Consider the following 11,334-nt stretch of genomic DNA (forward strand, 5'->3'; position numbering starts at 1 on the left):
AAAGGCCTTGGATGTTCTGTAACTGAGTGCAAATATAATTGTAAAGATGCTAATTATTGTACATTGAACAAGATTAAAATAGGTACTCATGAATCAACTCCTAAGACTGTAGAATGCACTTATTGTGAACCTTTTGAATTAGACTAATAAAAGATAAGAAGTAGTTCGATTGCCCCTAATTACTTCTTAATTATTATAAATTGAAAAGCTCTTTAACCAATTATGCTTAGCTATTTTACTCAATCCATCATTAGTTTTATATATCATTGTTACCATAATATTTTGATTTTTTGCAAGTATTAAAGCATTAACACTTTTATAAATATATTTACAAATGCTCGCTTTAATATAACACTTTTTTTAATTAAGCATATTATATTATTACTATATGAATATATATATGTTATTATGCCAGAATGTAAAACGAATTTTGTTATTCAAATGATTTTTACACATTCCATTAAGAAAAAAATATATACAATTGTTTGGAAAGTTTAAAAAAATTTAGTAAACAAAATTATTATAATATATACTGGATTCATCAATAAAACTGATGAAATATTCAAAAATCATACTAATAAAATTTAAAATTTCATTTAGAAAAAGAACTTTTATTATGCAAGAAATTTTATGATTGATAATACACCAACGATTGGATCTTGTGAATTAACTATGACGAAATATTAGATCTTTAAAATTTAGAAGCACTTTTTGATGAACTTTAAAACTAAAGAAAAAGACATCTATTTGATTCAAATTATTAATTACTATGCGATTTTCCTTCTGAACAAATATACAGCTAATCTATTTGGGACAAACAGATCATTTTGTAAGTATAAAGAAATTTGTGATTACAATCCTTGAATAGATTATCATATAACAAATGAATATGTCAATTAGGAAAATGCTACTAAGCTTTCGAACAAATTACCTTATCAATAATACAATAGGAGATGATTAAACTATGTCACAACCTAGTTTTCCAAATATAAGCCCACCTATAACAAGAGAAGATGCAATTAATATGATTCTTTCATCTATCGCTTTAGAGGAACTTGGATTGAGTCATATAATTAATGCAGAAGGAGAAAAAATTCAATTTGTTTTAGGAACTATTCCAGGCATAACAGGCCCTGCTGCAACAATAGACGATATACTTGAAGTTAATGATAGTGTAAGAAGAACTATGAATAGTATTATTCAAAATCAATCACTATTAAATTCTAAAATGCAAAATGCTTTAGAATCATCAACTATGCAAGGAGCAATTGGGCCAACCGGTCCAACTGGCGCAACTGGTCCATCTGGTGGTCCCATAGGTCCAACTGGAGCAACTGGAGTGCCTGGGCCGACTGGAGTAACCGGGGCGATTGGTTCAACTGGTCCAACTGGTCCAACTGGGACAACTGGTCCATCTGGGACAACTGGTTCAACTGGAGCAACTGGGACAACCGGTCCCATAGGTCCAACTGGAGCAACTGGTCCATCTGGTCCAACTGGGACAACCGGTCCATCTGGGCCGACTGGAGCAACCGGAAGTAATATCACCGCAACTAATGCTTTTGCCGAAAACAATACTGGCGCTTCAATCTCTGTAGTTGTCGCAGGCACTTCTGTTCCACTTCCTAATGCTCAAATCTTATCTTCTGATATTACAGTCGATGCAAGCAATACTATTTTTACTGTAAATACTTCAGGGCGTTATAGAATATCATATTATGTAAATACAACTGCGACCTTGGCTTTAAGCACAAGACTTATTATAAATGGTTCTCCAAATACTGCTTCAACAATAACACCACTTATAAGTTTGGCAAATTTTTCGAATGAGATTTTAATTGATTTAACTGCGGGAACAACTATACTTTTGCAATTATTTGGTTTATTAGGAACAGCAGTGTTGCTTAATAATAGCTCTGGTGCTTCACTTATGATCCTACGTTTAAGTTAAAAATCGTTCTGAAGGAGGGTTTATATGTCACAGCCTAATTTCCCTAGTCTAAGTCCTTCAATTACAAGAGAAGATGCCTTAAATATGATTTTATTTTCTATTGCTTTAGAAGAACTTGGATTAAGTCATATTATAAACACAGAAGGAGAAAAAATTCAATTTGTATTAGGAACACTGCCAGGTCTAAGTGGAAGAATTCCTAATGTTCAAGATGTAATAACAATAAACAATAGTGTCAGAAATCTTATTGACACTATTTCTCAAAATCAATTAATACTAAGAGCAAAATTAGAAACTGTTCTTAGTTCTCCAGCATCTGTCGGAGAAACTGGACCTATTGGTCCTATTGGTTTAGTAGGTCCATCTGAAGGTCTTACTGGACCAACTGGATCTATTGGAATCACCGGACCAACTGGAAATAACGGTCCATCTGGATCTATAGGCCCATCAGGTGTAATTGGAGCAACGGGAGAATCGGGTTTCTCTGGAGCAACTGGTGCAATTGGTATTACAGGATCTAACGGTTCTATCGGAGCTACCGGAGTTACGGGTAACATCGGCTTTACTGGGAGTTCTGGTTCTACGGGACCTTTAGGACCTAATCCTACTGCTATTTCTGCATTTGCTGCCAACACTACAGGTTCTTCTATAACTGTTATATTAGCAGGAACATTAATAGCTCTTCCTAATGCGCAAGTAACATCTTCTAATATTACTATAAATGGTGCAAACACTGTTTTTACAATAAATACTGCTGGATTATATCGAATTTCTTATATTATAAATACAACTGCAGCACTTTTACTAGGTTCTAGACTCATAATCAATGGTTCACCAAACACTGCCTCAACAATAGCTGTTGGTTTAAGTACTTCTAACTTTAGGAATGAAATTAATATAAACTTAGGAGCTGGTTCAACTGTATCTCTGCAATTGTTTGGACTCTTAGGTACTGCTGTTTTATTGAATTCTTCAGCTGGAGCTTCACTTATGATTGTCCGTATAATTTAATATTTTTGATCTTAAAAGGTTCACTTAATATTAGCAGACCTTTTAAGGTCATAAAATTTATATGCAAACACATTACTATTAAGGAGGTATCATAATGTCTATGCCCAATATTCCAAATATAACTCCACTTATTAATATAACCAGAGAACAAGCAATTGATATGATTATTGCTTCCATTGCTATGGAAGAAATGGGGTTAGCACACATCCTAAACGCAGAAGGTGAAAAAATTCAATATATATTAGATAAAAATAAATGTAAATCCGTTCTCCCAAAAGATATAAAAGAAATTAATCAAGGAGTTGAAAAAGTTATACGGGAAATAATGAAATTACAAATCCTTTTACAGGAAAAACTTGAAAGTATTATAAGTATAATTCCTCCCAAATCTGATTGTTGTGATGATTGTTGTGAAAATATTTCAACAAAAAAATGTAAATGTGATACTAACATTATTGGAAATGGTCGCGGTTGTGTTAATAACACTGTCGATACATTTTATCGTGGAATTTTTAATATAACATTAAATATACCTGAATTTCCTGGAGTTCTTAACCAATTTATCAAGTATACATTAGAAAAGGAAAATAAAAGTAATATTAATTCAGTAATTTTATTGGGATTTCCACAAAATATAAATCTTCAAAATATAAACAAATCTCAATTCAATAAGAATTCTGATCTTCATACAATTACTACTATTAACGGTAATGGAATTATAACATTACGAGATGGGAAAGAAATTTTAAAGCAATCGATTGTTAATTTTTCGTTAACTATATGGTCTTATAAACGCGAAAATACTCAAAAAATAAAAATGATAATAAACGATTATGATAACCTGTTTAATCATAATAGTGGAATCATGAATATTAAATCTGGTTTAATAAAAATATTAGATTTAAGTTGTTAAAATTTATTTATATAACAATGAAAATATTTACTTTGTGCACATAGATCAACTTTTAACATATAAATTATTGGCTCTGTAAAAAATTTTGTGTAAACTGAATAAAAACAACTTCTTCTTGGCAATAATTGAGATAACAAATTATTACAAGAAGGAGTTTTTTTATGGAAAATGTGTCAAAAGAATTATTAAGAGAATATATAAAGGATCAGAATTTTACTAATGCAAATGATATATTGGATGCGTTAAAAGAAATGTTTAGAGATGTTTTGCAAGAATCTTTAGAAGCTGAAATGGATGAAGCATTAGGCTATGGAAAATATAATAATGTAGAGAAAACTAATAATAACAGCCGAAATGGATATTCAAAAAAGACTGTTAAAACAGAATTAGGGCCTGTAAATATTAATATACCAAGAGATAGAAATGGTGATTTCCAACCTAAAATAGTGGCTAAACACCAAAGATCCGTTAACGGTATCGAGGACAAAATTTTAGGCCTTTATGCAACAGGAATGACAACTAGAGATATATCAGAGCAAATAAAAGAGTTATATGGAGTGGATATAAGTGCTGAAACTGTATCAAATATAACAAATAGAATATTACCTTTAGAATAGACCATTAGAGAACGCTTATTCATTCATATTTATGGATGCTATACATTATAAAGTAAGAGAAGATAAACAAATTGTAGTTAAAGCTGCCTATGTTGTAATTGGAGTTAATTTAGATGGTGAAAAAGAAGTTTTAGGAATATGGATAGGAGCTAATGAAAGCAGTAAGTTTTGGTTATCTGTATTAAACGATCTTAAGAATAGAGGTATTCAAAATGTCCTTATATTCTGTGTTGATGGCTTAAATGGCTTCAAGGAAGCTATCGGTGCTACGTTCCCATTTGCTAAAATACAAAGATGCATAATGCATCAAATAAGATCTAGTATGAAGTATATTCCATACAAAGATAGAAAGACATTTGTAGCTGATTTAAAAGGAATTTATAAAGCTGTCAATGAAGAAGTTGCAATGGAAAATTTGCTATCATTGAAAGATAAATGGTCTAATAAGTATCCTAACGCAGTTACGAGTTGGGAAGATAATTGGGATAACTTGAGTGCATTCTTTGCATTCCCAGATAACATAAGAAGGATAATATATACTACAAATGTTATAGAAATTTTAAATAGCCAATTTAGAAAAGTAACAAAGACCAAATTGATATTCCCTAATGATGATAGCTTATTAAAGATGCTTTACTTAGCCGTTGAACGCGTAGCCAAGAAATGGACTAGAAATTATCCGGATTGGGATTTGGTTATTAATCAACTTAATGTCGTTTTTAGTGATATACTAGAAAAAACATCATAAGAAAAAGAACCTTAACTTAGAATATATCCTAAAATTAAAGTTCCTTAACAATATTTTTCCCTATGTATATTATTACCACTAGTTGGATATAATATACATAGTGGATAAATAATTTACACACTATAAATATACACCATTAGACAAAATGAAGGATTAGTATAAGCACTTAAGTTATCCATTATTTCTAAGAAGAAAATCAGAATATACAAAAATATTTACAGCCTCTGTTTTCATAAGATTTTATATATAAGAAAACCCTGCAAACACTGTGTTTGTAGGGTTTCTGTAACTCCAAATATTATCTCTTTGAGAATTTGAAGGCTTGATAAATCAATGGGTTAAAGTCACTTTGTTAGTTATGAGTTGGTTATACATATAAGTATATAGATATTTAAAAAGCCTGATATTATACGCTTAAAACTTTACATATATTAATAAAGAGATTTTTTTATTCCCACTCTATGAAAATATTTAAGCAAGGGTTAATTAATGGTATTTCCCCTTACTTTTATTGTACATATTATATGAATTATGTTATATATTTTCACTTTATAAAATTTATAAGTACGTTTCTAGTACGTTTTTTTTATTTTATTGTTTCTAATTATCTAAATTATTTATAGCGTATTGTGCTTCTTCTTCAGTAAATTTTTCACCAGCATCTGATACTAGTTGGTCATGTATAGCACTCTTAGACATACTCATTTTATTTTGATATGTTTTAGCTTTAGCTAATGCATTCTTTTTCCAATCTGCTTTTACATTATCTACAGCATACTGTGCAGCTTCTTTAGGAAATTTTTCTCCGTAATCTGATGTTAATTGTTCATATAAACCTTTTTTAGATAAATTCATTTTATTAGCATAAAGATCTGCTTTTTTTAATGCTGATTGATATTCCTTAGGTATATTATTTTTTGCATCCTTTGCAGCTTTTTCTGCCGCTATTTTTGCATCTGCATCTTCTTTAGCTTTTTTTGCTTCTGCATTTGCTTTGGCTTTAGCTTCTTCATCTGCCTTTTTCTTAGCTTCTTCTGCTGCTTTTTCTTCTTCTTTTACTATAGCAGTATCTGTTTTTGTTGTTGAAGTCTGATTAGCATTCTTACTACCCATGTTACCTATAACAATTAATGCTAATAATATTGATATTACTATTTTAACCACCTTGTTCCATTTGCTATATTTCCACATAAGAAATAACCCTGCTGGGAAAAAGAAAATTAAAAGTAATATAATTGCTAGATTTTTTTCATACCATTTTTGATTCATTAATTATTCCCCCTTTAGAAATTTATATACTCTAATTGTATATTATTAGGAAATTTTGTCAAACTATTTACATACATCCATCTATAGCAAAAAAATAAAGGGCAGCACAGAGAAATTAATCTCCATGCTGCCCTTAAAATTCTTTCCATTTTTAATTATTTTGTTTCTATTGTATAGAATAAGTTTCCTAGAACTTGTTGCAATTCCTTACATTTGGCCATACCTAGCCATTCTGTTTCTATCCAAACTCCTTTAGAATTACCTCGTGCATAACACTCTATGCCTTTAAAATAAATTAATACACTATTAATATTTACCCCTTCATAATTAGCACTTGCATGAGGTAAATAAGCAGTAACTACATATCCTTTATCAGCTTTTAAGTTAGTTGCTGCTTCTGGAACCTCCTTTGGTATGTTCAGATCTATTGCATTACACAAATTATATGCTAGTTGCTCCCAAGAATACTGATTATAAATGCCTATATCAGTTTCATTGTCACAAAAACATATTTCAAATATAATATTTGGAGCTGCAACATTATTCATTTCATATAGGCTTGTTGATGTTTTAACACCTCTATTTGTAAAACCTAATAAATTAAAATTATTACATAAATTATTTGCATAACTGTAGGCTTTGCTACTTGTACTACTAACTAAAGCTTCTGTTCCATGGCCTTGTCCATTACTTGCATTCATATGTAATGAAATAAACAAATCTACATTGTTACTGTTAGCCTTATTAGCACCTTCTGATAGTTCTGCACCTGGAGTACTTCCATTGCTATTGCAATCAATTACTATGTGTCCATATTGCTCAAATACTGCTTTAACTGCTGCATAATACTTTTTCATTTGTTCATGCTCATCTACAATTCCAATAGCTCCAGTGCAATTATCTGAATGTCCTGCTCTTAATCCAATTTTCATAATATCATTTCCTCCCATATTTAAAATAAGAGTAACCATAAAGGCTACTCTAGAAATTAGGCTTGTGCTGCTGTACTAGTTTCTTGATTTGTATTATTTGCAACAGCTGATTGAACTTGACTTAATGTTGCTTTTAAAGTTTCATTTTCTTTTAATATAGCTTCAGTATCAATAACATTTTCTTCTACTGGATCAATAATATCTGAATTATTTTCCTCTACATGTTGAGTTTTATCTGAAACACCAGGAGTTGAAGTATCTATAACAATCCCTAGCATAACTAAAATTGAAAGTATCGTATTTACTATATCTACCCAATTAGAAGGAATTAAATCTTTAAATCCTAATTGTTGAATAAGTAATACTATTGCTCCTAGCATTGATAAAATAAAAGTTTTATTTCTGAATCTTGATTTTAAATCTAAAGTTAACATTTTACATCTCTCCCTTTTCTATATCATCTATTCTTTTATGTGCTGATTTTGAGCTTTCCTCTAACCTTGCAACCTTTTCACTAAGTCTGTTAATTTTGTTATCCTGTGCCTTTAACTCAAGCCTTATATCATCAATACCTCTGGATATATAATTAAGTTGCATTTCAAATTTTGTCTGTGAATTACTTTCCTCTTTAACATCGTTTTTAAATGTTCTTTTAAGCCCAATAGCTCCAACTAAAATTCCAATTAAAGTTGAAGCCATCCCTATAATTATATTTACTTCATTCATATGTCACCTTCCTAGTTTCATTTTATTTTTGCATAACAAAAGACACTCACATTTCTGTAAGTGCCTATATAAACATTAATATTTTATTATCTTAATTCAAATGCAACTACTTTATCATGTACTAAATATTCAACATTACCTTTTGCATTTTTAATTTTATATATTGGATTGTCATTATCATCTAAATCTCTATTTTTAAACCATTTAATAAAATCAGTTACATCAAGGCCTTGAGCTTGTTTTATATTTCCGTCTACCATTTCTATATATAAGTTCCCATCACCAGCAGGTTCATCTACAGGTGGTTTTTCATCCTTAAGTGCCACTGTAACATCACAAGTAGCCTTTGTTTCTGAACCTTTAATTTGAGCTGTTATTGTTACTTGCCCTTCCTTTACTGACGTAACTTTACCGTTTGAATCTACTGTTGCAACTGATTCATCACTTGATGTCCATACCACTTCTGATCCTGCTGGAGTTGTTGTTGCTGTTAATTGTTTTGAATCATCTTCTTTTAAGTCCAGTGATGATTTGTCTAATATTATTGATTCATTATATGGAATTAATTTACCGGTATCATCAATATCTATAGCATCTGCATAACCATTCTTTATGCTAACAATATGAACACCTAAACTTAGGTTGTTTTTTTCAAACACCACAGCTTTATAAAGAGTACTACCTATACAACTATAAGAAGGGTATTGCACACCGTCTATAGTAACAATAGTGTTTGAAGCATACCCACTTGGGAAATAGGCATCTATTATTCTTATTTTACAACCATAAAATTTTAATGTGGGATTATAAGATACACTTCCCCCATACCTACCTGGATCTGATACAACATTAATAGATGTTATCCTACTATCTGAATCATCATATCTTCGCCATCCATTCTCAGGCTGAGTTAACTGTTGTCCAACTGTAGCTGCATTAGCAACGTTTCCATTTTGAATTATCCCAACACCTATAACAGTCAATAACATTACAAACATTATACTAAACTTTTTAAAGTAATTTTTCATTTATCATTTCTCCCTTTTATTTAATAATAAATGAACGCGCGTTCTTTCTCTATATTTATTCTAATTGGAATCTTAGTAAATTCCAACCAAAATCGTAATACAAATTCCTTTATATCTAAGAATTTTAGTAATTTTTTACAGGATTAAATATAATCTGAAAATAAGCAATAAAAAAAGCACTTAATTTGTGCTATTCTATTACTTATAACTTTATTAAATTTTCTTAATATATTATATCAACGTAGCAAGGCGTAAGTGGTCCTGTTATGCTACGTGCCCATATATCAATTCTTTTCCCATAATCGCTGTATTCAAAATACCTACTGGCTGTACTAGCTGAATATACATACGTGTTATTAGTAGCATTTAATGTGGCCTTTGTTTCTGTATGATCATTATACATATTTGCAAATATAGTATGTTCAACAAAATTTATGCAAATTTGTATACTTTGAATATTTACTATCATATATTTAGGAGTGAATGATATAGGAAGTACTTTTTTTAGAGCTGTACCTTCTATCCCATTACCACTATCTTGTATAAGAATATCACTGGGTAAATATTCTATTCTTTGATATTTCAACCCACCTAAACTTTCTATACTAATTCTACTAATTGCATCCGCTAAGCTACTTAAAGAATCTGTATTATTAGCAGCGATGCCTTTACTTACTATATTTGTGGCTATAGTATTCTTAATTATTTGAGTTTTACTTTTTAGGGTAGCAAATGTATCTGTAACCACCAAAGGCCAACCAATAACGTCTACCCAGTATTGTTTCCCATTATTGGCTAATTGAAAAAGGTAATCTAATGCTAAATTTACTTTGTTTTTACCTAACTGACTAAAGGCTGTAATTGAACTCGTAAAAGTTACATTAGCTGCATCCAATTTTAAATTATCTACGTTAGCTTCTATTTTCCCCATTTCTCTGTCTATAATATCCATATTATCATTTTCATTTTGTATATTATAAGCATCGTTTTGATCTGGCTTTTTTAATCCATAATTTCCTGTAAGTTGCATTATATATTCATCCCTTTCTTTATATCATCTGTGGTTCTGATTAAATCATGACTATAATTTTCTAACCTTCCATAATCAAATGAATTATCTCTTATATCCCCATAAGTATTATAGGTAAATGCAAAGTCATAGTTTAAATGTGCTGGCTTTATTGTCTCTAGCATATCCTTAAAGGCTTGCATATTACGTGGAATACCTTTAATCCCTATAAAATGGACTGTGAAATAATATTGCTCATTATGTGGTATAACACTAACTTCTCCACCGCTAAAAGCTTCTGCGGTGTTTTTAATCATAGCTATAGTTGTTGTCCCTCTACCACGCTTTTTGGCTCTTACAATTTCTCTTCTTTCCTCATAACTTAATAACTTATTAGTTTCTAATCCATATTCTTTCTCCCAATAATCTAATCCCCATGTAGCCGTTTCAATAAGTAATTGATCTAATATATCATCCAGCTTATAATCTAATAATCCTAATTCAATTCCATTTGAACCTTGTACATTTTTCATAACATTTGATGTATAATAATACTTAGGTAAATACTTCATTAAATTAGGTATTCTTTTTGTTACTTCTTCCGTAAAAGCTAAGTTATCTGCATAACTGATTGTGCCATATTCATTTATTCCGTACATCTCAGTACCTCCTAAGAGATTTAAAACAAAAAAGACTACTTAAAGTCTTATTTGCCTAAAAATAAATTTATATAATTTTCTTTCACTCCTAATGGTTTTTCTTCATTGAATAGCTTATATCTTAACCAATCATCTACATAAATACATAATGGCATTAATATAAACCATAAAAAAGCATATGGTAAACATATTTGACCATATACATTTACCCAGGTATTTGAATAGTCCCATATATTAAAACTTAACCACATATTTAATATTAAGCCACTGATAAATTCTATAAATAAGGTTATGACAGTGCCAATTAAACATTGCTGCCACATCTTTCTGTCATAAAAAGTTGAATGCTCGTTTAACTTACCAACTAAGAAAGCGCAAAGGCCTCCAACAAAAAGCATACTTATGTTTGTCCACCCTCGCCAAAAACCTTCTAAAACCATGTATAAGCTTCCCATAATAAATATTAATATT

Annotated in this window: 12 protein-coding genes and 1 pseudogene; 5 read left to right on the forward strand and 8 right to left on the reverse strand. The window is 30.3% G+C overall.

Annotated elements, in window-relative coordinates; genetic code table 11:
* Nucleotides 1–63: 63 nt before the first annotated feature.
* From CLPUN_RS29315 to CLPUN_RS00995, 5 genes and pseudogenes are all read left to right on the forward strand, one after another.
* Entirely contained in the window at nucleotides 64–147 is an 84-nt protein-coding gene (locus tag CLPUN_RS29315) for a hypothetical protein (RefSeq protein ID WP_341423583.1), read from the forward strand.
* A gap of 817 nt (nucleotides 148–964) precedes the next feature.
* Nucleotides 965–1,951, forward strand: coding sequence for a BclA C-terminal domain-containing protein (locus CLPUN_RS29075; RefSeq protein WP_077845524.1), 987 nt, complete (start codon nucleotides 965–967; stop codon nucleotides 1,949–1,951).
* Between the two features lie 24 nt (nucleotides 1,952–1,975).
* Nucleotides 1,976–2,962, forward strand: a complete 987-nt coding sequence (locus CLPUN_RS29080; RefSeq protein ID WP_077845525.1) for a BclA C-terminal domain-containing protein — start codon at nucleotides 1,976–1,978, stop codon at nucleotides 2,960–2,962.
* A gap of 94 nt (nucleotides 2,963–3,056) precedes the next feature.
* Complete coding sequence (locus tag CLPUN_RS26855; RefSeq protein WP_143328949.1) at nucleotides 3,057–3,875, forward strand: alpha-helical endospore appendage domain-containing protein; 819 nt, start codon at nucleotides 3,057–3,059, stop codon at nucleotides 3,873–3,875.
* 161 nt (nucleotides 3,876–4,036) lie between these two features.
* Nucleotides 4,037–5,240 (forward strand): annotated as a pseudogene (locus tag CLPUN_RS00995) (IS256 family transposase).
* Nucleotides 5,241–5,840: 600 nt separating this feature from the next.
* On the opposite strand, the gene CLPUN_RS01000 reads toward CLPUN_RS00995, so the two are convergent.
* The 8 genes from CLPUN_RS01000 to CLPUN_RS01035 all read right to left on the reverse strand — a co-directional run bounded on the left by CLPUN_RS01000 (nucleotide 5,841) and on the right by CLPUN_RS01035 (nucleotide 11,333).
* A complete protein-coding gene (locus CLPUN_RS01000) occupies nucleotides 5,841–6,509 on the reverse strand; it encodes an Ltp family lipoprotein (protein WP_077845526.1) in 669 nt (222 codons plus the stop codon).
* A gap of 155 nt (nucleotides 6,510–6,664) precedes the next feature.
* On the reverse strand, nucleotides 6,665–7,441 hold the full coding sequence (locus CLPUN_RS01005; protein ID WP_077845534.1) for an N-acetylmuramoyl-L-alanine amidase: 777 nt from the start codon (nucleotides 7,439–7,441) through the stop codon (nucleotides 6,665–6,667).
* Between the two features lie 56 nt (nucleotides 7,442–7,497).
* Complete coding sequence (locus tag CLPUN_RS01010; RefSeq protein WP_077845527.1) at nucleotides 7,498–7,875, reverse strand: phage holin; 378 nt, start codon at nucleotides 7,873–7,875, stop codon at nucleotides 7,498–7,500.
* Between the two features lies 1 nt (nucleotide 7,876).
* Complete coding sequence (locus CLPUN_RS01015; protein ID WP_077845528.1) at nucleotides 7,877–8,167, reverse strand: hypothetical protein; 291 nt, start codon at nucleotides 8,165–8,167, stop codon at nucleotides 7,877–7,879.
* A gap of 86 nt (nucleotides 8,168–8,253) precedes the next feature.
* Nucleotides 8,254–9,195 carry an Ig-like domain-containing protein gene (locus CLPUN_RS01020; RefSeq protein ID WP_077845529.1) on the reverse strand — a complete coding sequence of 314 codons (942 nt, stop codon included), beginning with the start codon at nucleotides 9,193–9,195 and terminating at the stop codon, nucleotides 8,254–8,256.
* A gap of 223 nt (nucleotides 9,196–9,418) precedes the next feature.
* On the reverse strand, nucleotides 9,419–10,225 hold the full coding sequence (locus tag CLPUN_RS01025; RefSeq protein ID WP_077845530.1) for a hypothetical protein: 807 nt from the start codon (nucleotides 10,223–10,225) through the stop codon (nucleotides 9,419–9,421).
* Complete coding sequence (locus CLPUN_RS01030; RefSeq protein ID WP_077845531.1) at nucleotides 10,225–10,863, reverse strand: YmfQ family protein; 639 nt, start codon at nucleotides 10,861–10,863, stop codon at nucleotides 10,225–10,227. The genes CLPUN_RS01025 and CLPUN_RS01030 overlap by 1 nt, the downstream gene beginning before the upstream one ends.
* A gap of 47 nt (nucleotides 10,864–10,910) precedes the next feature.
* Nucleotides 10,911–11,333 (reverse strand): putative ABC transporter permease, encoded by a 423-nt coding sequence (locus CLPUN_RS01035; protein WP_242954008.1) that lies wholly within the window; start codon nucleotides 11,331–11,333, stop codon nucleotides 10,911–10,913.
* Nucleotide 11,334 lies beyond the last annotated feature (1 nt).

It is taken from the genome of Clostridium puniceum (assembly GCF_002006345.1).
Classification (GTDB): Bacteria; Bacillota; Clostridia; order Clostridiales; family Clostridiaceae; genus Clostridium; species Clostridium puniceum.

Excerpts from the sequence above, each read along its gene's own strand:
- CLPUN_RS29075 (WP_077845524.1), top strand. The coding sequence starts at position 965 with ATGTCACAACCTAGTTTTCCAAATATAAGCCCACCTATAACAAGAGAA.
- CLPUN_RS01000 (WP_077845526.1), bottom strand. The coding sequence starts at position 6,509 with ATGAATCAAAAATGGTATGAAAAAAATCTAGCAATTATATTACTTTTA.
- CLPUN_RS01030 (WP_077845531.1), bottom strand. The coding sequence starts at position 10,863 with ATGTACGGAATAAATGAATATGGCACAATCAGTTATGCAGATAACTTA.
- CLPUN_RS26855 (WP_143328949.1), top strand. The coding sequence starts at position 3,057 with ATGTCTATGCCCAATATTCCAAATATAACTCCACTTATTAATATAACC.
- CLPUN_RS01025 (WP_077845530.1), bottom strand. The coding sequence starts at position 10,225 with ATGCAACTTACAGGAAATTATGGATTAAAAAAGCCAGATCAAAACGAT.
- CLPUN_RS29080 (WP_077845525.1), top strand. The coding sequence starts at position 1,976 with ATGTCACAGCCTAATTTCCCTAGTCTAAGTCCTTCAATTACAAGAGAA.
- CLPUN_RS01020 (WP_077845529.1), bottom strand. The coding sequence starts at position 9,195 with ATGAAAAATTACTTTAAAAAGTTTAGTATAATGTTTGTAATGTTATTG.
- CLPUN_RS01015 (WP_077845528.1), bottom strand. The coding sequence starts at position 8,167 with ATGAATGAAGTAAATATAATTATAGGGATGGCTTCAACTTTAATTGGA.
- CLPUN_RS01005 (WP_077845534.1), bottom strand. The coding sequence starts at position 7,441 with ATGAAAATTGGATTAAGAGCAGGACATTCAGATAATTGCACTGGAGCT.
- CLPUN_RS01010 (WP_077845527.1), bottom strand. The coding sequence starts at position 7,875 with ATGTTAACTTTAGATTTAAAATCAAGATTCAGAAATAAAACTTTTATT.